This is a genomic window from Telluria sp. ZT3P39, assembly GCF_059685935.1.
This window is the reverse complement of the sequence record NZ_JCASIH010000013.1, coordinates 72468-93429: the sequence shown is the minus strand read 5'-3', so window position 1 is coordinate 93429 and position 20962 is coordinate 72468. Positions and strand designations below refer to the sequence as shown.

Genomic DNA, 20962 nt, shown 5'->3' with positions numbered 1-20962 from the left:
GGGTCAGGCCTGGCGCGTGATGATCCCCGCACTCAACGCAATGACCAATCCCGACAGCGACAAGGCCCCTAACGCCACCATGATGCTCGCCTGCGCCGCGATATAACCCAGCACCGGCGGCGCCAGCAGCAGCCGCCCTACCCGAGCGTCGCCACCGCCGCCACGCCCGTTCCCGCGCTCATGCCTGGAATGCGCGAGGCCGCGCCGAACAGCAGCGGCACCACGTTGGCCGCGCCAATCCCGATCAGCGCAAAGCCCGCCGCCGACAGCAGGAAGTGGGTGCTCAATACAGCGGTGGCCAGGCCCGCGAACATCGCCAGCCCGCCCAACACCATCACGCGCATGGCGCCGAAGCGCAGGATCAGGCGGTCGCCCGCGAAGCGGCAGGCTGCCATCGCGATCGAGAAGGCCGAATAGGCCAGCGCCGTCGTCGCTGGTGCGGCCGCGGTGCGCTCCTGCATCAGCAGCGCGCTCCAGTCGACCAGCGCGCCTTCCACCGCGAAGCACAGCAGCGCCAGCAGGCCGAGGCTCAGCGCGGCGCCGAGCGGCAGCTGGAAATGGCTGCCGGCGTCAATGCTCGGTGCGAAGGCCATCACGCGCGGGGCGGCTAGCGCCAGCGCAAGCGCCGTGACGATCGCCATGGCGAGCGCGCCCTGCCCGTCGCCCCAGCCCTGGCTGATCATCACTCCGCCCAGCGCCGCGCCCAGCAGGCCGCCGAGGCTGAAGAAACCGTGGAAGGACGACATGGTCGGCACGCCGCGCGCCGTCTCGACTTCGCTGGCATTGGCGTTCATGGCCACGTCCAGGGCGCCGTTGCTGACGCCGAAGGCGAACGCGGTCAAGAACAGCAGGCGCAGGTCGGTCACGCCCATGACCACGGCGAGCGTCGCCGCAAACGCGAAGCCGGCCAGCAGCGTCATGCGACGCGTTCCCCAACGCGCGGTGAAGCCGCCCATCAGCGGCATCGCCAGCAAGGCGCCGGCGGCGATGGTGAGCAGGACCATGCTTAAAGTGGCAGTGTCGATGCCGGCGCGCGCCTGGACGACCGGCACGTGGGCGGCCCACAGGCCGATGCCGGCGCCGTTAACGAGGAAGACGGTGGAGATGGCCCAGCGTGCGGGCGAGAGGGAGGGGGGGAATCTGGGTCATGACGGGTGTTGGTGGCGGCGACTGCCGCAGCCGAACTGTTGTGCTGTCGAGTCTGCACGACTTTACGCAACGGGCGCCAACTTGCAATCCATGCCAAGCCCGGAGAAGACACTGTCATGCAGGACAGGTAGGGATAGGCGGTACACCCCGGAATTGCTACACTCGGCTGCACTTGATTCCCCGGCATGCGCAATCCGCGTCGTGTTCCTGCAATCCGTCGCACCGCACCGCACAGGGGCAGGCTGCCGCGCCATACTAGTTCCATGAAACCGACCACCTTCTTCGCACGCGTTCCGCCCATGTGGCGCGCCTACATCGCCGGCTGGAGCCTGTATGGCGTCATCGTCGGCTTCGTGCTGCAGGCCGACACCCTCGACCAGGGCGTGCGCTGGATGGATCTGCTGCAGGGCGCCTACAGCACCATCCCCGCCGCCGCCCTGCTGGCGCTGGTGTGGCCGCTCACCGGCCGGCTCGAAGCACGCGCAGTGCGCGGATTCGCCCTGGTCGCCATCCACGCCTGCGTGGCGTTGTGTTTTGCCGTCGGCTCGCACCTGCTGACGCTGGCGATGCTGGGCGCCGTTACACGCTCGATCCAGTGGCATGCCTGGCCTTTCATGTACAGCCTGATGAGCTATGCGCTGGTGGCCGGGATCTTCCACACGGTGCGCGCCGGCATGGCTGCGCAGCAGCAGGCACTGGCCGCACAGCAGGCGCGCACCCTGCTCGTCGCATCGGAGCTGAGCGCGCTGCGCAACAAGCTCAATCCGCACTTCCTGTTCAACACCCTGCACTCGATCATCGCGCTCACCCAGCGCAACCCGGCCGCCGCCGAGACGGCGCTGTTCCAGTTTTCGGACATGCTGCGCTATGTGCTCGACACGGAGCGCAGCGGCAGCGACCGCGTCACGCTCGACGCGGAAATCGGTTTCGTGCGCGACTACCTCGAGCTGGAGCAGCTGCGCCTGGGCGAGCGCCTGCACGTCGAGTGGGACCTCGATGACGACGCCGGCGACCATCCGCTGCCCGCGCTGTCGCTACAGCCGCTGGTGGAGAACAGCATCAAGCATGCCTTCAACCCGCACAGCCGGCCCGGCATCCTGCAAATCCGCACCCGCCGCGATGCTGCCAGCGGCGCACTGACCATGACGGTGCGCGACACCGGCCCCGGCGCCGATCCGCGAGAGGTCGCAGCCTCGAACGGCCTGGGCCTGCGCACCGTCGAGCGGCGCCTGCAGCTCGACTACGGCAGCCGCGCCGCGCTGCGCGTACAGTGCGCCCCGGGCGCGGGCTTCAGCGTTGCCGTCACCATTCCCGCCGTGCGCCAGGAGAGCTACGCATGACGACCAAAACCGCCTTCTTTGCCGAGGACGAACCGCTGGCGCGCGACGTACTGCGCGACGCCATCTATGCCCACCAGTCGCTACGCCTGGTCGGCGAAGCATCCGACGGCGCCAGTGCCTTGGAGAGAATCGAGCGCCTGCGCCCGGACGTGGTGTTCATGGATATCCAGATGCCCGAAATGACCGGGTTGGACGTGCTGCGCCGGCTCGACTACCTGCCGCAGATCGTGTTCACGACCGCCTACGACCAGTATGCGGTGACCGCTTTCGAGCTCAATGCGGTCGATTATTTACTCAAGCCGTTTACGCAGGCGCGCTTTGCCGCCGCCGTGACGCGGCTGCTGGAAGGACCCGGCCACGAGCGCGCATCGCTCGAAGGCGCGCTGGCGCAGGCACGCGGGCCGGCAGCCGCCCCGGCTCGGCTGGAACGCATCCTCGTGCGCGACCGCGGCCGCATCTTCCCGTTGGCCGCCGGCGACATCGAATACATGAAAGCCGATTCGAAATACACCGTGATCGCGGCGCGCGGCCAGCACTTCCTGGTCCGCATCGGCATCTCGGAACTCGAAGCCCAGCTCGACCCCGCGCGCTTCGTGCGCATCCACCGCTCGGCGCTGGTGAATCTCGATTTCGTCGAGTCGATGCGGGCGGACGACCAGTCGCAGTTGCAGATCCACATGCGCGACGGCACGGTGCTGGGGGCGAACCGGGATGCGTCGCGCACCTTGCGGGATATGGCGGTCTGAGGCCCCTGCCCCGAATGCCCCGAGCGCCGCGCGACAACACAAAAAAAAGGACGCCGCAGCGTAATGCTGTTCAGTTAGCATGAAAATGTAGGGTGGCCGGCTTCGCCGGCCGCGCGTTCAAATCACCGATGCGCTGTGGCAGATCACATTGGAGTTGGACGCGCGGCCGGGAAACCCGGCCACCCTACGCTTAACTGAACGGCATTAGACGCCGCAGCGGCCTTTTCACCGGCAGCGGAAATCAGTTACCGCAGCCCCTGGACTTGATGCGCTCGTAAGCGGCCTTCGCCTGCACCAGGCCATAGCCGTACTGGGTATCGCGTCCGGCCGGGCCGAGGTCCAGTGCGCTGTTGTTCAGCGACGCACGCAGCTGGGCGGCGGTGCAATCCGGGAAGTAGCTCCACACCAGGGCGGCAACGGCAGAGACGTGAGGGGTCGCCATCGACGTGCCGTCATAGTAGGCGTAGTTGCTTGCCTTGACGCTCACCGTCGCGCTCTGGCCGAGCCGCGCCTTCATGGCCAGGCCGTCGGTGTCCGATGCCGTCACCGACGGGATGCTGGTCACCGTGGTGCCCAGCGTGCCGCCGAAAGCGCCTGCCACGTTGTTGTACACCACCGCCCCGACGCCACCGCTGGCCTGGCAGTTCGACACCTTGGTCGCGAAGTCGATGCTGCCGCGCTGGATCAGGCAGACCTTGCCCATGACCAGGGGATCCGCCTTGTCGCCGAGCCCGAAATCGGCCAGCGGCGCGGTAGCCGTCTTGACCGGCGAGCCTTCCATCGTCGCGGCGGCAAAGGGCACACCGCCCACGCTCAGCGCAGCGTCGATCCCGGCACCCATCGGCACCGTGGACAGGACGCTCACGCCTGGCGCCGACAGCTCGACCTTGTTGTTGTACTGCGAGAAGCTGGCCCACTGCTTGTTCTCGTCCAGGGCGCCGATCGACATCACGCTGTGATAATTGGCCGGATAGGACACGGCACGGTTGCCGTCGTTGCCGGCTGCCGCGACGCTCAACACGCCCTTGGCATACAGGTTGTCGAAGGCGACCTGCTCGGTCTGGCTCCTGCGATCTCCGCCGAGCGACATGCTGATCACGTTCGCGCCTGCCGCCCCGCACTTGTTGGCGGCCGAGGCCAGGGTCGAGGAATAGGCCCAGCCGTCCTTGCCGAACACCTTCACGATGTGCAGCTTGAGCTGTTTGTTGGCGTTGACGCCGACCACGCCCGTGCCGGTGTTGTTGATCGCGGCGATGGTGCCGGCCACGTGGGTGCCGTGGTGGTTTTCGTCGGTGTACCACCAGCCGGTGCCTGCATCGTATTCGCCGGTCACGTTGTTGCCCGACAGGTCTTCGTGGGCGCGGTCGTAGCCGGAGTCGATGATGCAGACCTTGCGGTTGGCAGCAATCGAGTCCGGCAGCTGGTCGGCCTGGACCAGCTTGATGCCGTAGGGGACCAACTGGCCCACGGCATAGGGCGTGCCTGTCGAGGCACTGGTCAGCGCGAATGGACGGCGCAGCACGTCCTCTTCGATGTACTGCACGTTCGGGTTGTTCTCCAGGCCTTTCAGGGCAACGGCGGGGACTTCGATCGCCATGGCGTTCATGCCGAAGATCTCGTGCTTGACGGCGCCCTTGGCGGCGCTGACCGCGGATTTGACGTTGGCGGCTGCGCCAGGCTTGAACGCGACGATCACGCGCGTCGTTGCGGGTGGGGCTGCCTGCGCGCTACCGAATGCGCCGGCGGCGATCAGGGCGGCCAGGCAAGTGGCGAGGGGCTTCGATGCGCGCGTTTCTTTGCTGATCATGTGTCTTCTCCGTTGGATACTGATGATGACGCCGAGGCTTGCGGCCGCGCCGGTGTTAATTCCGGGCACATGTATGCACATGTGATCAGGCAGTGTATTTCGAAAGCGTCAACGCGAGCAAAGAAGTCATCATTTATGTGAACGAAAACAGACTCAGCAGTTTATTATTATTTTTTCACGGAAATTTCCCACGAAACCGCGCTGCACATCGTATCGATCCCATGCCCCATCCCGATCCGAACAACCCCTATCCCCTGCCAGGCTTCCCGCAAGTCTGCTTCCTGAAGAACCTGATCACGCGTCCGAACATCGAGGTCGGCGATTTTACGTATTACGACGATCCGGACGGCGCCCAGAACTTCGAGAACAACGTCCTCTACCATTTTCCCTTCATTGGCGACCATCTGCGCATCGGCAAATTCTGTGCGATCGCGCGCGGCGTGAAGTTCATCATGAATGGCGCCAACCACCAGATGGACGGGATCTCGACCTACCCGTTCTTCATCTTCGGCAATGGCTGGGAAGGCGCGCGCCCAAGCGAAGGCGAGCTGCCGTACAAGGGCGATACCGTCATCGGCAACGACGTCTGGATCGGCTTCGACGCCTTGATCATGCCCGGCGTGCGGATCGGCGACGGCGCCATCATCGCGGCGCGCTCGGTCGTGACAAACGACGTGCCGGCCTATGCGATCGTGGGTGGGAACCCGGCCAAAGTCGTACGCCCGCGTTTCGACGCCGACCACGCCAAGCGGCTGCTTGCGCTGGCCTGGTGGGACCGCCCGCTGGAGTGGATCACGCAACACCTCGACCTGATACGCGGCGGCGACGTCAACGCGCTCGAAAGCGCCGCGCAAAACTGAGGCGGCGCCGCAAACGCCCTCAGCCGATCCGGATCCAGGTCGTCTTCAGCTCCGTATACTTGTCGAAGGCATGCAGCGACTTGTCGCGCCCATTGCCCGACTGTTTATAGCCGCCGAAAGGCACGGTGATGTCGTCGCTGTCGTACTGGTTCACGTGCACTGTGCCGGCACGCAGGGCGCGCGAGGCGCGGATTGCACGGCTCATGTCGGCCGTCCACACGCCCGCCGCCAGACCGTAGGGCGTGGCATTGGCCTGCCGCACCGCCTCGTCCAGATCAGTGAACGACAGCACCGACAGCACCGGTCCGAAGATCTCTTCGCGCGCAATGCGCATGTCGGCCTCGACGCCGTCGAACAGGGTCGGCTCGATGAACAGGCCGCCGCTGTCCTGCCGTACTGCGCGTCCGCCCGCGAGCAGGCGCGCACCGCCATTCTTGCCCTCTTCGATATAGCCCAGCACCGTCTTCATCTGGATCGGGTCGACGATCGCGCCCATGACGGTCGCTGCATCGAGCGGGTCGCCCGGCGCAAAACGCGGCATCAGCGCCAGCGCTTTCTCTAAAAAGGCATCCTTGATCGAGGCTTCCACGAACAGGCGCGAAGGCGCGTTGCAGCTCTCGCCCTGGTTGAAATAGATCGAGCCGATCGCGCTTTCCACGGCGGCGTCCAGGTCCGGGCAGTCGGCGCAGACGATGTTGGCGGACTTGCCGCCCAATTCGGTCCAGGCGCGTTTCAGATTCGACTGGCCGGCCATCTGCAGGATCTGCTTGCCTACGCGCGTGGAGCCGGTGAAGCCGATGCAGTCGACGTCCATGTGCAGCGCCAGCGCGCTGCCGACCTCATTGCCGTAACCCGGCAGCACGTTGAACACGCCGGGCGGCACGCCCGCCTCCAGCGCCAGCTCGGCCAGGCGCAGGGAGGTGAGCGGCGCCTTTTCGGACGGCTTGAGGATGACGCTGTTGCCGGCGGCGAGCGCCGGGGCGATCTTCCAGGACGCCATCAGCATCGGGTAGTTCCAGGGGATGACGGCGGCCACCACTCCGACCGGTTCGCGCTGGATCAGGGCCAGGCTGTCTTCTGCCGTGGGGGCGACCTGGTCGTAGATCTTGTCGATGGCCTCGCCGTACCAGCGGATGCAGTTCTGCGCCTGCTGCACGTCCACGGCCAGGCTGTAGCGAATCGGTTTGCCCATGTCGAGGGTTTCCAGCAGCGCCAGCTCGTCGCGGTTGGCGAGCATCAGGTCGGCGAAGCGGATCAGGATGCGCTTGCGCCTGGCGGGGGCCATGCCGGCCCAGCGGCGGTCGTCGAAGGCGGCGCGGGCACTTAGCACGGCCGCATCGGCATCTGCTTCGTCGCAGCGTGCGACCTCGGCCAGCTTGCGGCCGTCGACCGGCGAGAGGCAGTCGAAGCGGGCGCCCGAGCGCGCCTCGACGCGAAAGCCGTCGATGAAGGCGCGGCCGTCGATGGCCAGGCTGGCGGCACGGTCGTGCCAGGAGGTGGTGGAGGTGCTGCGATCCGACATGTCCGTTTCCTTCCCTGTTGAACAACATTCGATGCCAAATACTAGCAAACTTGGATCCACGGCCGGATTCTGCCTTTATAATCGCGGATTTTCCGCGCGCACATCTTTCTCTTCGGAGCACCGACCGCATGAACACTACCTTGATCGTTTTCGTCGCCCTCTACCTGATCGGCACGCTGGGAATCGGTGTGTGGGCGGGCACGCGGATCAAGAATACCAGCGACTTCGCCGTGGCCGGCCGCAGCCTGCCGCTGATCATGGTGATCACGACCACCTTCGCCACCTGGTTCGGCGCCGAGACCGTCATGGGCATCCCGGCCAAGTTCGTGCAGGGCGGCCTGAATGCCGTGATCGAAGACCCGTTTGGGGCCGGCATGTGCCTGGTCCTGGTCGGCCTGTTCTTTGCGACCAGGCTGTACAAGCTCAACCTGCTGACCATCGGCGACTATTACCGCCAGCGCTATGGCAAGGGCATCGAGATTTTCTGCTCGGTGGCGATCATCCTGAGCTACCTGGGCTGGGTGGCGGCGCAGATCACCGCGCTGGGCCTGGTGTTCACGGTATTGACCAATGGCGCGATGTCGCATTCGGTGGGCATGTTCGTCGGAACGATGGCGGTGCTGATCTACGTGGTGGTGGGCGGCTTCCTGGCGGTGGCGATCACCGACTTCATCCAGATGATCGTGCTTGTGGTGGGCATGAGCATCATCGCCATCTTCGCGGCGGATCTCGCCGGCGGCGCCGACAAGGTGCTGGCGATGGCCCAGCAGGCCGATTTGTGGCGCCTGCTGCCTGAGCCGGGCTTCACCGACATCATGTTCTTCATTGGCGCGGCCGTCACCATGATGTTCGGCTCGATTCCGCAGCAGGACGTGTTCCAGCGCGTGATGTCGGCCAAGGACGCCCCGACCGCGCGCACCGGCGCCGTGATCGGCGGCGCCAGCTACATCCTGTTCGCCTTCGTGCCGATGTTCATCGTGGCCGCGGCCGTGGTGGTGATGGGCGGCCAGGCCATGGACATCGCCAAGAACGACTATCAGCGCCTGCTGCCGACCTTCATCATGACCAGGATGCCGCTGGTGATGCAGATCCTGTTCTTCGGCGCCCTGCTCTCGGCCATCAAGAGCACCTCGTCGGCCACCCTGCTGGCGCCGTCGACCAGTTTTGTGGAGAACATCCTGCTGAACCTGCGCCCCGGCATGAACGACAAGAGCAAGCTGCTGGCCATGCGCGTGACGATCGTGATCTTCGCAGCGACGGTGCTGCTGTATGCGATCGCGATGGAAGGCACCTCGATCTACGAGCTGGTGTCGAGCGCCTACCAGGTCACGCTCGTGGGCGCCTTCGTGCCGCTGGTGATGGGGCTGTACTGGAAGCGCGCGACCACGCAGGGGGCGATCGTGTCGATCGGCGCGGGCATCATCGTGTGGCTGCTGTTCTTCCCGCAGCTCACGGGCTGGGGCGAGCATTTCCCGGGGCAGCTGGCGGGGCTGGTGGCGGCATTTGCCGGGATGTTCGTGGGCTCGCTGGCGCCGCAGGTGGTTAAAAATGGTGGGGAGCCGACGAAGCATATTGCGGTGAATGCTTGAGCTGGTACTGCGCTACTTAAATTAGGTACCGGCCTTCGCCGGTACCTAATTTCGCAAGCGTACCACCGACTAATCCATCCACCCCCGCGCCATCACCTCCTCCAGCGTCAAATCCAGGCACCCCCGAATCCGCTCCACCATCTCGTCGATCTCCGCCACCGTGATCGACAGCGGCGGCGCCACGATCATCCGGTCGCCGACCGCGCGCATGATCACGCCGTTGTCGAACATGTGCTTCCGGCACAGCATCCCGACCGCATGGGCCGACGCGAACGGTACGCAATCGTGCACCGTGGCGCCCTTGCGCCGCACCAGGTTCAGCCCAGCCGTGAGGCCACAGGTTTCGGCATGCCCCACCAGCGGATGCGACACCAGCGAAGCGAAGCAGGCCTTCAGGTGCGGCCCGGTTTGCAGGGCCACGCGCTCGACGAGGCGTTCGGTTTCCAGGATGCGGATGTTCTCCAGCGCCGCCGCGCAGGCCACCGGGTGGCCGGAGTAAGTAAAACCGTGGTTGAAGTCCCCGCCCTTTTCGATCAGCATGTGCGCCACGCGCCCGCCCACCAGCACCCCGCCCAGCGGCACGTAGCCGGACGTCACGCCCTTGGCGAAGGCGATCAGGTCGGGCTGGAAGCCCATCAATTCGCAGCCGAACCAGGTGCCCAGGCGCCCGAAGCCGCAGATTACTTCGTCGGAGATGAGCAGGATGTCGTACTTGCTGCAGATGCGCTGGATCTCGGGCCAGTAGGTGGCGGGCGGGATGATGACGCCGCCAGCACCCTGCACCGGCTCGCCGATGAAGGCGGCCACGTTTTCGGGGCCCACCTCGAGGATCTTCGCTTCGAGCCAGCCGGCGGCAAGCAGGCCGAATTCGGCCTCGCTCATGCCACGGCCGCCTTCCGCGTAGCTCGGCTGGCCGATGTGCTCGATGCCGGGAATCGGCAGCCCGCCCTGGGCATGCATGCCGGCCATGCCGCCCAGCGAGGCTCCTGCCATGGTACTGCCGTGGTAGGCGTTGCGACGGCTGATGATGACCTGGCGATCGGGCTGCCCGGCCAGCTGCCAGTAGCGCCGCACCATGCGCACGATGGTGTCGTTCGCCTCGGAGCCGCTGCCGGTGTAGAAGACGTGCTGGAACTGCGGCGGCGCCAGCTCGGCCAGCAGCGCCGCCAGTTTCACGGCGGGGACGTTGGTGGTGTTGAAGAAGCTGTTATAGAAGGGCAGCTGCAGCATCTGCGCGTGCACCGCGTCGGCGATGCTGCTGCGGCCATAGCCGGCGTTCACGCACCACAGGCCGGCCATGCCGTCGATGATCTTGTTGCCGTCGGAATCCCACAGGTAGACGCCGTCGCCGCGCACGATCACGCGGGCGCCGCGTTCGCGCAGCGCGGCGTGGTCGGTGAAGGGGTGCAGGTAGTGCGCGCTGTCGAGCTGCTGCAGGGTCTTGGTATCAAGCCCCTGCTGCTCGATGCCTTCCCCTGCTGCGGCAGGCACGCAGGCCTGCGGTGGATTGGTTGTCATGATCGCCTCCCATCGTGTGGACTCGCCTGGATCAGACGTGCAGCAGGAGGTGTTCGCGTTCCCAGGGACTGATGACGCGCATGAATTCCTGGTGCTCGAGATCCTTTACTGCAGAGTACACGTCGATGAAGCGCTCGCCAAGCACATCGCGCAGGCGGTCTTCGCGCCGTAGTTGCGTAATCGCCTCGGACAGGCCGCCCGGCAGCTCGACCGGCATATCGTAGGCGCTGCCCTCGACCATCGGGCTCGGGTCGAGCGCCTCGGTCATGCCGAGGTAGCCGCAGGCCAGCGTGACCGCCAGGGCCAGGTAGGGATTGGCGTCGGCGCCGATCACGCGGTTCTCCACGCGCCGATCTTGCGCGCCCGACACCGGCACGCGGAAGCCCACGGTGCGGTTGTCCATGCCCCACTGCAGGTTGATCGGCGCGGCCGTGTGGCGCACGATGCGGCGATAGGAGTTCACGTAGGGCGCGACGATCGCCATCGCCGACGGCATGTAGCGCTGCAGGCCGCCGATGTAGTGATTGAAGGCGGCCGACGCGCTGCCGTCCGCGTTGCTGAAGATGTTCTGGCCGGATTCAAGATCGACCACGCTCTGGTGCACGTGCATGGCCGATCCCGGCTCGTCGGCCATCGGCTTGGCCATGAAGGTGGCGTACATCTCGTGCTTGAGTGCGGCCTCGCGCAGGGTGCGCTTGAAGTAGAAGACCTTGTCGGCCAGGCCGAGCGGGTCGCCGTGCAGGAAGTTGATTTCCATCTGGCCGGCGCCGATCTCGTGGATCAGGGTGTCGACGTCGAGGTTCATCAGCTCGCAGTAATCGTAGATGTCTTCGAACAGCGGATCGAATTCGTTGACCGCATCGATGCTGTAGACCTGGCGGCTGGTCTCGGCGCGGCCGCTGCGGCCGACCGGCGGGGCCAGCGGCAAATTGGGATCGATGTTCTTGGCGGTGAGGTAGAACTCCAGCTCGGGCGCCACCACCGGCTTCCAGCCGCGGTCGGCGTACAGCTTGAGCACGCGGCGCAACACGCTGCGCGGCGCGAAATCGACCAGGCTGCCGTCGGCGAAATAGCAGTCGTGGATCACCTGCGCGGTCGGGTCGACGGCCCAGGGCACCATGGTGATGGTGGTAGGGTCGGCCTTTAAAATCATGTCGCGGTCGGTGACGGCGATGGCGCTGTTGTAGGAGTCGTCGCGCTCGGGCGTGTTGCCGGTGACGGTCATGCCCAGCACCACTTCGGGGATGCGCATGCCGCGGTCTTCGGTGAATTTCACCCGTGGGAGGATCTTTCCACGGGCGACACCGGTCAGGTCGGGCACCAGGCATTCGATTTCGGTGACACGCTTGGCGTTGAGCCACTCCTCCATGTCGGTGTAAGAAAACTTGTCGCGGATTGCCATGATTGCCTCTCTGTCTGTGGTGGGGGGTCGCGCGTCAGTGCGCGCGAAGGCGCCGCTGCCGGGCGCGCTGGATGCTTCAGGCAGGGAAGCTAGGGGACGGCGCTGCTTGCCCATAGGCGGGCCGCGGCCGGGATGCTGGGGTTCATGACTGGTTCCACTCCTGCGCCTGGCGCTGGGCCAGGGTGCGCGCCATGCGCTGGGCATGGTAGTCGCGGCAGGCCTGCCCGAAGGCGCCGAACATCTTCATCGAATACGGGTTGTGCTGGATGCGCCATTCGGGATGCCACTGCAGCGCCAGCGTGAAGCCATGCGCGGTCTCGACCGAGAAGGCCTCGACCAGGCCGTCTTCGGCCACGGCTTCGATGCGCAGGCCCGGTCCGAGTTCGTTGACGCCCTGGCCATGCAGCGAATTGACCGGGATCTCGGGCACGCCCAGCATGCGCTCGAGGCAGCCGCCGGGGATGATGGTGACGTTGTGGGCGTCGCCGTACTGCTCGTCCATGCCGAGTTCGGGATTTTCGCGGTGGTCGAACTTGCCGCTGACGCTTTGTACCGCCTGGTGCAGGCTGCCGCCCAGGGCCACGTTCATTTCCTGGAAGCCGCGGCAGATCGCGATGATCGGGATGCCGCGCCGCACTGCCTCGCGGATGAGCGGGAGCGTGGTCTGGTCGCGCGCCGGATCCTGCGGCAGCGAGGGGTCGAGCACTTCTTCGGAATAGTAGCTGGGGTGGACGTTCGAGGCCGAGCCGGTGAGCATGATGCCGTCGCACAGGTCGAGCACCGTTTCCAGGTCAAGCGATTCGCCGAGCGAAGGCAGGATCATGGGCGCGCAGTCGGCGCCGAGGACGACCGCGTCGACATACTTGTACTGGGCGGCGTGATACGGATGTTCGCCGAAATCGCGCGTGCATGCGGGGACGATGACGATGGGGCGCATGGTCTCTACCTTGTGTGAAGCGCACGAAACCATGATACGAGCATTCCGGTCCGGGCGCGAGTGGGCCATTAATCCAGATCAAGCCGAGTAGCGAAAGGCTGCACCGGCTTCCTGCTGATCTGCCTCGGAACAAGAGTTCCGTAACAAAATCTTAACGGTTTCCCGGGAAGCATGCCAACACGGTAAGCCTACAGCCGATGAAATTTCCTTTCAGAAAATAGCCTGTAGAGAAATTTTATTTCATGCGCAGCTGCACCAATGCCGCCTCCAGCACCGTGTCGCGGCCGCGGCGCAGGTCGGCCACGGTCGGCGCGACCTTCAGGGTTGGCTGGATGCCGTGCCCGACCCAGGCGCGGCCGTCGGGATAAGTGTCGGCCTTGGTGCAGATGCGCGCCGAACCGCCGCCCGGTAGCTGCACCATCAGCGGCTGGCCGGTGCTGCCGCCGGTGGCTTCGCCGACGATGGCGCCGCGCCCCATCGACTCGAAGGCCACCATGAAGTCTTCCGCCGCCGAATAGGTGGCGCCTGAAATCAGCACCGCGACCGGCCTGGCGAAATGGCGCTGGCCGTCGGGCTGCCTGGACTTCTGCTCGCCCTCGAAGTCGGGCATCGTGCGCTTCCAGGCACGGAAGGCCGGCAGGTACTGGCGGGTCGCCCATTTGCCGGTGGCGAAGGGTTTGTCGGTGAGCGTGGCCAGCACGCGCCAGCCCTCGGTCGAATTGCCGCCGCCGTTGTTGCGCAGGTCGATGATGAGCGCGGAACTGGCCGCGATCTGGTCGAAGGCGGCCAGGAAGTCGTCGGCCGCCTTGCTGTCGCCGAAGCTGTTCAGCGCCACGTAGGCGACGTTCCCCGGCAGCTTGCGCAGCTCGAACGGGGTCTTGTTCCACGCGATCTTGCCGTAGGCTTCCCAGTCGACGCGCCGCGCCGCCGCCTCGAAGACCTTGCCGGACGCGGTGCGCAAACCCAGGCGCGGCGTCTTGTCGCGTGGCCCCATCAGGAACTGGAAGCCGTAGGCACGCCGCTCCAGGTCCTGCGGCGTCGATGCGCTCACGTAGGGCGCCACCTGGCGTGCCACGTAGGCGGCGACCGGCTCGCCGTCCACCGTGACGACCTCAAGACCGGCAACGACGCCTTGCGCGGCGAGCGCCGGGTCGTGCACTTCGCGCACCAGCACCCTGCCCTCGACCAGGTGCGTCATCAGGAGCGCGGGCGCCAGCGCCGTGTTGCGCAGCTCGGGTCCTGGATACACGTTGGTATGGCCATCCTGCAGCTTCGCGCACAGTTCCATCAGCACGCGGTAATACTCGGCAGTGGAAGTGGTGGCGCGCACCTTCGGGATGGTCTCCAGATACAGCCGGTCCCAGTCGATCTCCCTGAGCTTGTCGACGTAGACGAAGTTGTACTTCACCTCGGACCAGAACTTCGACAGGCCGGCGACCTTCTCGTCTTCACTCAGGTTCTCGCGGTAAGGCGAAGCGAGCGCCGGCGAATCGAACAGGCGCGCCTCGAAGGCCTGCCGGTCAAGCGTGGTAGTGGGCGACTGGGCGAGACACGCCCCCGATACAGCCGCAATTGCCGCGGCCGCGATGATGCGACGAACCATGGGACCTCCTGTTGAACGAATGACGCGATTGTATAAAGCCAGGGCCTGCCTGCTGAAGCGGGCTGCGACAAACGGCAGGAAATGCGGGGCAGGCTGCAAAGCGGCACCCGGCAAACCGTGGCAAAAAGGTCTACTATGTCGCATCGCAAATCGCAGCCCATGCAAAGGACCACCATGCCGAACCTCAAAGACCCTTCCCTGCTGCGCCAGCACGCCTACATCGGCGGCGAATGGTGCGCAGCCGACGACGGCTCGACCATCGCCGTGACCAACCCCGCCACCGGCGAGACCCTGGGCGCGGTGCCGCACATGGGCGCGGTCGAGACCCGCCGCGCGATCGAGGCCGCCAACGCCGCCTGGCCCGCGTGGCGCAAGAAAACCGCGAAAGAACGCGCCGCGATCCTGCGCCGGTGGAATGACCTGATGCTGGAAAACGCCGACGACCTGGCGCTCCTGATGACGCTCGAACAGGGCAAGCCGCTGGCCGAATCGAAAGGCGAAGTCGCGTATGCGGCATCGTTCTTCGAGTGGTTCGGCGAGGAAGCCAAGCGCATCGCGGGCGACACGCTGGAGTCGCCGTCGCGCGACCGCCGCCTGTTCGTCACCAAGGAACCGATCGGCGTGTGCGCCGCCATCACGCCCTGGAACTTCCCGGCCGCGATGATCACCCGCAAGGTCGCCCCGGCGCTGGCGGCGGGCTGCCCGATCGTCCTCAAGCCGGCCGAACTGACGCCGTTCTCGGCGCTCGCGCTGGCGGTGCTGGGCGAGCGCGCCGGCGTGCCGCCTGGCGTGTTCTCGGTGGTGACCGGCGACGCCAAGGCCATCGGCGGCGAACTGTGCGCCAATCCGGTCGTGCGCAAGCTGAGCTTCACCGGCTCGACGCCGGTCGGGCGCCTCCTGATGGAGCAATGCGCGCCGACGCTGAAGAAACTGTCGCTCGAACTGGGTGGCAACGCCTCCTTCATCGTGTTCGACGATGCCGACATCGATGCCGCGGTCGAAGGCGCGATCGCCTCGAAATACCGCAATGCCGGCCAGACCTGCGTGTGCGCCAACCGCATCTACGTGCAGGACGCGGTCTACGAGGAATTCGCGCACAAGCTGGCCGCGGCGGTGGGCAAGCTCAAGGTCGGCAACGGCACCGAACCGGGCGTCACCCAGGGCCCGCTGATCGAAGAGAAGGCGGTGCTCAAGGTCGAGCAGCATATCGAAGACGCGCTGTCGAAAGGCGCGCGCCTGCTGGCCGGCGGCCAGCGCCACGCGCTCGGCCACAGCTTCTTCCAGCCCACCATCCTCGCCGACGTGACGCCGCAGATGCGCATCTCGGGCGAAGAAACCTTCGGCCCGGTGGCGCCGCTGTTCCGCTTCCAGACCGAGGAAGAAGTGATCGCCCTGGCCAACGACACCGAATACGGCCTGGCCTCGTATTTCTATGCGCGCGACGTCGGCCGCGTGTGGCGGGTGGCCGAGCAGATCGAGACCGGCATGGTCGGCGTGAACACCGGCCTGATCTCGAACGAGATCGCACCCTTCGGCGGCGTGAAGCAGTCCGGCCTGGGACGCGAAGGCTCGGTCTACGGCATGGACGATTACCTCGTCATCAAATACATCTGCCTCGGCGGTGTCTGAGCTTGGCGGGCCGCGCCCTGCCGCGGCCCGTTGCGATATTTCCACACGACAACATTTATTGCTTTTCTTGGTAGGGCTGGGCCAGCCTGGCCAACGGCGAGCAGGAAGCCGGCATCGCCCAGATCAACGGCGCGATCACCCAGATGGACGCGGTGACCCAGCAGAATGCGGCGCTGGTGGAAGAAGCGGCTGCAGCGAGCGAAGCGCTGCGCGACCAGGCGGCCCACCTGGGGCAGCTGGTCGGCACCTTCGAACTGGAAGAGGTGCGCCAGGTGCAGCCGGCGGCGCGGGTGCGCCAAGCGGCGCCGGCGCCGCAGGTGCGGATGGCGCTGGCTTGAGGACGAGCGGGCCGCGCCCGCCGCGGCCCCTTACTTCTTGTACTCGTAGTACTTGCGCGCATCCCCGCGCACCAGCTCGGCTGGATACTTCTCCCGGTTGAGCACCATCTTCTCCTGCACCGCGGCGAACAGGTCGACGTCGAGCTTGTCGGCCAGGCGCACCAGGTAGACCAGCACGTCGGCCATCTCGTGCCGCACTTCCGCCAGCCTGGCTTCGCCCAGTTCGTCGATGCGGCCATGCTGCAGCCACTGGAAATGCTCCAGCAGTTCGGCCGCCTCCACCGTCAAGGCCGAGGCCAGGTTCTTCGGCGTGTGGAACTGGTCCCAGTCGCGTTCGTCCACGAATGCGCGGACGATGCCGCGCAGCCGGGTCAGGTCACTGTCCGCGCCGTTCGTCACGCACTTTTCCCCCGTCCAGGTAACCATTGAGCACGCGCTCGAGCTTCGGTGCGATCTCGTCCTGGCTCTTGACAGTGATGCCGAGGTCGCGCAGCAGGCCGTCGTGCACGCCGTAGACCCAGCTGTGGATGGTCAGCGGCTGGCCGCGTTCCCAGGCGTCGCGCACGACCGTGGTTTGCGCCACGTTGATCACCTGCTCGGCCACGTTCAGCTCCACCAGGCGGTTGGTGGCGGCGCGGCCGACCACGTTGCCAAGGTATTTGCCGTGCTTCTCGCGCACGTCGCGGACATGGCCCAGCCAGTTGTCGGCCAGGCCGACGCGCTGGCCGGTCAGCGCCGCGTGCACGCCCGAGCAGCCGTAGTGGCCGCAGATGATGATGTGCTTCACCTTCAGCACGTCGATCGCGAACTGCAGCACGGACAGGCAGTTCAGGTCGGAGTGCACGACCACGTTGGCGATGTTCCGGTGCACGAACAGTTCGCCCGGCGCCATGCCCAGCAGCTCGTTGGCCGGCACGCGGCTGTCGGAGCAGCCGATCCACAGGTATTCCGGCGCCTGCTGCGCTGCCAGGTCCTTGAAGAAGTTCGGGTCTTCGGCCACCATCGAGGCGGCCCATTTGCGGTTGCGTGCGAAGAGGTCTTCCGCAGTCACTCCTGTTTTATTTTCCAAATTTTTCTCCCTGTTTTGATGCGTCTTGAATGCGCAAGAGTTTACCGTAGGGTGGTCGGCTTCGCCGACCGCGCGGTGATAGTTTGGAGATGAACAGCCGCGCGGGCAGCATCACCGGGGTTTGAACGCGCGGGCGGGAAACCCGCCCACCCTACAAAAAAACCGCCGGGGGCTCGCGCCGCCGACGGTTTCATAAGAATCACTTACTCGAAGAAGTCCTTGACCTTGTCCATCCAGCCCTTGCTCTGCGGGCTGTGCTTGGCGCCGCCCTCGTTGGTCGAGCGTTCGAACTCGCGCAGCAGGTCTTTTTGCTTGTCGGTCAGCTTGACCGGGGTCTCGACCACGACGTGGCAGAACAAATCGCCCACGTAGCCGGAACGCACGCCCTTGATGCCCTTGCCCTTCAGGCGGAAGGTCTTGCCGGTCTGGGTGCCTTCGGGCACCGTGAACGACACCTTGCCGGTGAGCGTAGGCACCTCAATCTCGCCGCCGATGGCAGCCTTGGAGAACGAGATCGGCATCTCGCAGTGCAGGTCGTCGCCTTCACGCTGGAACACCGCGTGCGGCTTGATGTGGATCTCCACATACAGGTCGCCCGACGGTCCGCCATTCGTGCCCGGCTCGCCGTTGCCGGTCGAGCGGATGCGCATGCCGTTGTCGATGCCGGCCGGGATCTTCACTTCCAGCGTCTTGTTGCGCTTGATGCGTCCGGCGCCGCCGCAGGCCGCGCACGGATCCGGGATGATCTTGCCGTTGCCGTGGCATTTCGGGCAGGTCTGCTGGATGCTGAAGAAGCCCTGCTGCATGCGCACCTGGCCGTGGCCGGCGCAGGTGGTGCAGGTGACCGGCTGGGTGCCCGGCTTGGCGCCGCTGCCGTGGCAGGTGTCGCACTTGTCCCAGCTCGGCACGCGGATCGTGGTTTCGTAGCCGTGGGCTGCCTGCTCCAGCGTGATCTCGAGGTTGTAGCGCAGGTCGGCGCCGCGGTAGACCTGGGGTCCGCCGCCGCCGCCGCGGCCACGGCCGCCGCCGAAGATGTCGCCGAAGATGTCGCCCAGGTCGCCGAAACCGCCGGCCCCGAAGCCACCGCCTCCGCCGCCGCCCATGTTCGGGTCCACGCCGGCGTGACCATAGCGGTCATACGCTTCGCGCTTCTCCGGATTGGTCAGCATCTCGTAGGCTTCTTTGACTTCCTTGAACTTCTCTTCCGCTTCCTTGTTGTCGGGATTGCGGTCGGGGTGGTACTTCATCGCGAGCTTGCGATACGACTTCTTGATGTCGTCTTCCGACGCATTCTTCGCGACCCCGAGGATCTCGTAAAAATCACGCTTTGCCATAGGCGGCACCTTGCTTTGTCATGTAGTGAAACTGGTCAAACGATGCATATGCAAAAAAACCGAGCCGGGGAACCATGTGGTCGCAGCGGCTCGGCGGTTCCCACGGAAGGGACGAGTCGCTCGACTCGCCCCGGCCGGGATTACTTCGCGTCTTTCACTTCCTTGAAGTCGGCGTCGACCACGTCGTCCTGCTGCGGCTGCTGCTCGCCGCCTGGCTGGCCACCGGCCGCGCCTGCCTGCTGCGCCTGCATGTCGGCATACATTTTCTCGCCCAGCTTCTGCGAGGCGGTCGACAGCGCCGCGGTCTTGGCATCGATGTCCGACTTATCGCCGCTCTTGATCGCGCCTTCCAGGTCGGTGATGGCTGCTTCGATCGCTTCCTTCTCGCCGGCTTCGAGCTTGTCGCCGTATTCGGTGAGGGACTTGCGGGTCGAGTGCACCAGCGCGTCGCCCTGGTTGCGCGACTCGGCCAGTTCCTTGACCTTCTTGTCTTCTTCCGCGTTCAGCTCGGCGTCCTTCACCATCTTCTGGATCTCGTCTTCGGTCAGGCCCGAGTTCGCCTTGATGGTGATCTTGTTTTCCTTGCCGGTGGCCTTGTCCTTCGCGCCGACGTGCAGGATGCCGTTGGCGTCGATGTCGAAGGTCACTTCGACCTGCGGGGTGCCGCGTGGCGCCGGCGGGATGCCCTCTAAGTTGAATTCGCCCAGGCCCTTGTTGCCGGCTGCGATTTCACGCTCGCCCTGGAACACCTTGATGGTCACGGCCGGCTGGTTGTCGTCGGCGGTCGAGAACACCTGCGAGAACTTGGTCGGGATCGTGGTGTTCTTGTGGATCATCTTGGTCATCACGCCGCCCAGGGTTTCGATACCCAGCGACAGAGGGGTGACGTCCAGCAGCAGCAAGTCCTTGCGCTCGCCCGACAGGACCGAGCCCTGGATCGCGGCGCCGACGGCGACGGCTTCGTCCGGATTCACGTCCTTGCGTGCGTCCTTGCCGAAGAATTCCTTCACCTTCTCCTGCACCTTCGGCATGCGGGTCATGCCGCCGACCAGGATGATGTCGTCGATGTCGGTGACCTTGACGCCCGCATCCTTGATCGCCATGCGGCAAGGTTCGATCGTCTTGGCGATCAGTTCCTCGACCAGCGATTCCAGCTTGGCGCGAGTCATCTTCAGGTTCAGGTGGACCGGCGCGCCGTTCGCCATGGCGATGTACGGCTCGTTGATTTCGGTCTGCTGCGACGACGACAGCTCGATCTTCGCGCGCTCGGCCGAAGCCTTGATGCGCTGCAGGGCGATCGCGTCTTTCGACAGGTCCAGGCCGTTGATCTTCTTGAACTCGTCGATGATGTAGTCGATGATGCGCTGGTCGAAGTCTTCGCCGCCCAGGAAGGTGTCGCCATTGGTCGACAGCACTTCGAACTGCTTCTCGCCGTCGACGTCGGCGATCTCGATGATCGAGACGTCGAAGGTGCCGCCGCCGAGGTCATACACGGCGATCTTGCGGTCGCCCTTGTCGGTCTTGTCCAGGCCGAAAGCCAGCGCGGCCGCGGTCGGCTCGTTGATGATGCGCTTGACGTCCAGGCCCGCGATACGGCCGGCATCCTTGGTTGCCTGGCGCTGCGAGTCGTTGAAGTAGGCCGGCACGGTGATGACCGCTTCGGTGACTTCTTCGCCGAGGTAGTCTTCGGCGGTCTTCTTCATCTTGCGCAGGGTTTCGGCCGACACCTGCTGTGGCGCCAGCTTCTTGTCGCGCACGCCGATCCAGGCGTCGCCGTTGTCGGCCTTGACGATCGCATACGGCATCAGCGAGATGTCCTTCTGGACTTCTTTTTCGTCGTACTTGCGGCCGATCAGGCGCTTCACCGCGAACAGGGTATTTTTTGGATTGGTCACGGCCTGGCGTTTCGCCGGTGCACCGACGAGGATCTCGCCGTCTTCCTGGTAGGCGATGATCGACGGGGTGGTACGCGCGCCTTCGGCGTTCTCGATGACCTTTGGCTGGCCGTTTTCCATGATCGCGACGCAGGAATTGGTGGTTCCCAGGTCAATACCGATAATTCTGCCCATGATGTGTTCCTTTTATATAAAACGCTTAGTTTCGGATGGATTCAATATTG

The 20962-nt window shown here is 65.4% G+C and carries 17 protein-coding genes; 6 read left to right on the top strand and 11 right to left on the bottom strand.

Translation table 11 applies throughout. The features are described from left to right. Positions 1 to 137: 137 nt before the first annotated feature. Positions 138 to 1052, bottom strand: a complete 915-nt coding sequence (locus AC56LR_RS13985) for an MFS transporter (RefSeq protein WP_497131226.1) — start codon at positions 1050 to 1052, stop codon at positions 138 to 140. Between the two features lie 360 nt (positions 1053 to 1412). Here AC56LR_RS13985 and AC56LR_RS13980 point away from each other — a divergent pair, with 360 nt between their 5' ends. Together AC56LR_RS13980 and AC56LR_RS13975 are read left to right on the top strand one after the other, a co-directional pair. Next, positions 1413 to 2489, top strand: coding sequence for a sensor histidine kinase (locus AC56LR_RS13980; protein ID WP_497131225.1), 1077 nt, complete (start codon positions 1413 to 1415; stop codon positions 2487 to 2489). Next, positions 2486 to 3235, top strand: a complete 750-nt coding sequence (locus tag AC56LR_RS13975; protein WP_497131223.1) for a LytR/AlgR family response regulator transcription factor — start codon at positions 2486 to 2488, stop codon at positions 3233 to 3235. Before AC56LR_RS13980 ends, AC56LR_RS13975 begins: the two co-directional genes overlap by 4 nt. 241 nt (positions 3236 to 3476) lie before the next feature. Here the strand turns inward: AC56LR_RS13975 and AC56LR_RS13970 are convergent, their stop codons facing one another. After that, on the bottom strand, positions 3477 to 5042 hold the full coding sequence (locus AC56LR_RS13970) for a S8 family serine peptidase (RefSeq protein ID WP_497131221.1): 1566 nt from the start codon (positions 5040 to 5042) through the stop codon (positions 3477 to 3479). Positions 5043 to 5263: 221 nt separating this feature from the next. Here AC56LR_RS13970 and AC56LR_RS13965 point away from each other — a divergent pair, with 221 nt between their 5' ends. Further along, complete coding sequence (locus AC56LR_RS13965; protein WP_497131219.1) at positions 5264 to 5902, top strand: Vat family streptogramin A O-acetyltransferase; 639 nt, start codon at positions 5264 to 5266, stop codon at positions 5900 to 5902. Between the two features lie 19 nt (positions 5903 to 5921). On the opposite strand, the gene AC56LR_RS13960 is transcribed toward AC56LR_RS13965, so the two are convergent. Then, complete coding sequence (locus tag AC56LR_RS13960) at positions 5922 to 7424, bottom strand: aldehyde dehydrogenase (protein WP_497131218.1); 1503 nt, start codon at positions 7422 to 7424, stop codon at positions 5922 to 5924. A 128-nt stretch (positions 7425 to 7552) separates the two neighbouring features. Here AC56LR_RS13960 and AC56LR_RS13955 point away from each other — a divergent pair, with 128 nt between their 5' ends. Further along, positions 7553 to 9013, top strand: coding sequence for a high affinity choline transporter 1 (locus tag AC56LR_RS13955; RefSeq protein ID WP_497131216.1), 1461 nt, complete (start codon positions 7553 to 7555; stop codon positions 9011 to 9013). A 69-nt stretch (positions 9014 to 9082) separates the two neighbouring features. Here the strand turns inward: AC56LR_RS13955 and AC56LR_RS13950 are convergent, their stop codons facing one another. The 4 genes from AC56LR_RS13950 to AC56LR_RS13935 form a co-directional block, all read right to left on the bottom strand. After that, entirely contained in the window at positions 9083 to 10531 is a 1449-nt protein-coding gene (locus AC56LR_RS13950; protein ID WP_497131214.1) for an aspartate aminotransferase family protein, read from the bottom strand. A 31-nt stretch (positions 10532 to 10562) separates the two neighbouring features. Next, the gene (locus AC56LR_RS13945) at positions 10563 to 11933 is read right to left on the bottom strand and encodes a glutamine synthetase family protein (RefSeq protein WP_497131212.1); all 1371 of its coding nucleotides are present in this window, start codon (positions 11931 to 11933) and stop codon (positions 10563 to 10565) included. A 142-nt stretch (positions 11934 to 12075) separates the two neighbouring features. Continuing rightward, the gene (locus tag AC56LR_RS13940; RefSeq protein ID WP_497131210.1) at positions 12076 to 12870 is read right to left on the bottom strand and encodes a gamma-glutamyl-gamma-aminobutyrate hydrolase family protein; all 795 of its coding nucleotides are present in this window, start codon (positions 12868 to 12870) and stop codon (positions 12076 to 12078) included. 235 nt (positions 12871 to 13105) lie between these two features. Beyond that, positions 13106 to 14473 carry a S41 family peptidase gene (locus AC56LR_RS13935; protein WP_497131208.1) on the bottom strand — a complete coding sequence of 456 codons (1368 nt, stop codon included), beginning with the start codon at positions 14471 to 14473 and terminating at the stop codon, positions 13106 to 13108. Between the two features lie 174 nt (positions 14474 to 14647). Here AC56LR_RS13935 and AC56LR_RS13930 point away from each other — a divergent pair, with 174 nt between their 5' ends. Beyond that, the gene (locus AC56LR_RS13930) at positions 14648 to 16102 is read left to right on the top strand and encodes an NAD-dependent succinate-semialdehyde dehydrogenase (RefSeq protein ID WP_497131206.1); all 1455 of its coding nucleotides are present in this window, start codon (positions 14648 to 14650) and stop codon (positions 16100 to 16102) included. A gap of 143 nt (positions 16103 to 16245) precedes the next feature. Continuing rightward, positions 16246 to 16440, top strand: a complete 195-nt coding sequence (locus AC56LR_RS13925; RefSeq protein ID WP_497131204.1) for a hypothetical protein — start codon at positions 16246 to 16248, stop codon at positions 16438 to 16440. A 30-nt stretch (positions 16441 to 16470) separates the two neighbouring features. Here the strand turns inward: AC56LR_RS13925 and AC56LR_RS13920 are convergent, their stop codons facing one another. The 4 genes from AC56LR_RS13920 to dnaK form a co-directional block, all read right to left on the bottom strand. Then, entirely contained in the window at positions 16471 to 16839 is a 369-nt protein-coding gene (locus AC56LR_RS13920) for a nucleotide pyrophosphohydrolase (protein WP_497131202.1), read from the bottom strand. Next, positions 16817 to 17509 carry a carbonate dehydratase gene (gene can / locus AC56LR_RS13915; RefSeq protein ID WP_497131200.1) on the bottom strand — a complete coding sequence of 231 codons (693 nt, stop codon included), beginning with the start codon at positions 17507 to 17509 and terminating at the stop codon, positions 16817 to 16819. The genes AC56LR_RS13920 and can overlap by 23 nt, the downstream gene beginning before the upstream one ends. Before the next feature lie 203 nt (positions 17510 to 17712). Next, the gene (dnaJ, locus tag AC56LR_RS13910; RefSeq protein WP_497131198.1) at positions 17713 to 18843 is read right to left on the bottom strand and encodes a molecular chaperone DnaJ; all 1131 of its coding nucleotides are present in this window, start codon (positions 18841 to 18843) and stop codon (positions 17713 to 17715) included. A gap of 140 nt (positions 18844 to 18983) precedes the next feature. Further along, positions 18984 to 20912, bottom strand: coding sequence for a molecular chaperone DnaK (gene dnaK, locus AC56LR_RS13905; RefSeq protein WP_497131196.1), 1929 nt, complete (start codon positions 20910 to 20912; stop codon positions 18984 to 18986). Between the last annotated feature and the right edge of the window lie 50 nt (positions 20913 to 20962).

Excerpts from the sequence above, each read along its gene's own strand:
- AC56LR_RS13940 (WP_497131210.1), bottom strand. The coding sequence starts at position 12,870 with ATGCGCCCCATCGTCATCGTCCCCGCATGCACGCGCGATTTCGGCGAA.
- AC56LR_RS13970 (WP_497131221.1), bottom strand. The coding sequence starts at position 5,042 with ATGATCAGCAAAGAAACGCGCGCATCGAAGCCCCTCGCCACTTGCCTG.
- AC56LR_RS13965 (WP_497131219.1), top strand. The coding sequence starts at position 5,264 with ATGCCCCATCCCGATCCGAACAACCCCTATCCCCTGCCAGGCTTCCCG.
- dnaK (WP_497131196.1), bottom strand. The coding sequence starts at position 20,912 with ATGGGCAGAATTATCGGTATTGACCTGGGAACCACCAATTCCTGCGTC.
- AC56LR_RS13935 (WP_497131208.1), bottom strand. The coding sequence starts at position 14,473 with ATGGTTCGTCGCATCATCGCGGCCGCGGCAATTGCGGCTGTATCGGGG.
- dnaJ (WP_497131198.1), bottom strand. The coding sequence starts at position 18,843 with ATGGCAAAGCGTGATTTTTACGAGATCCTCGGGGTCGCGAAGAATGCG.
- AC56LR_RS13980 (WP_497131225.1), top strand. The coding sequence starts at position 1,413 with ATGAAACCGACCACCTTCTTCGCACGCGTTCCGCCCATGTGGCGCGCC.
- AC56LR_RS13960 (WP_497131218.1), bottom strand. The coding sequence starts at position 7,424 with ATGTCGGATCGCAGCACCTCCACCACCTCCTGGCACGACCGTGCCGCC.
- AC56LR_RS13950 (WP_497131214.1), bottom strand. The coding sequence starts at position 10,531 with ATGACAACCAATCCACCGCAGGCCTGCGTGCCTGCCGCAGCAGGGGAA.
- AC56LR_RS13955 (WP_497131216.1), top strand. The coding sequence starts at position 7,553 with ATGAACACTACCTTGATCGTTTTCGTCGCCCTCTACCTGATCGGCACG.
- AC56LR_RS13930 (WP_497131206.1), top strand. The coding sequence starts at position 14,648 with ATGCCGAACCTCAAAGACCCTTCCCTGCTGCGCCAGCACGCCTACATC.
- AC56LR_RS13975 (WP_497131223.1), top strand. The coding sequence starts at position 2,486 with ATGACGACCAAAACCGCCTTCTTTGCCGAGGACGAACCGCTGGCGCGC.
- AC56LR_RS13925 (WP_497131204.1), top strand. The coding sequence starts at position 16,246 with ATGGACGCGGTGACCCAGCAGAATGCGGCGCTGGTGGAAGAAGCGGCT.
- AC56LR_RS13945 (WP_497131212.1), bottom strand. The coding sequence starts at position 11,933 with ATGGCAATCCGCGACAAGTTTTCTTACACCGACATGGAGGAGTGGCTC.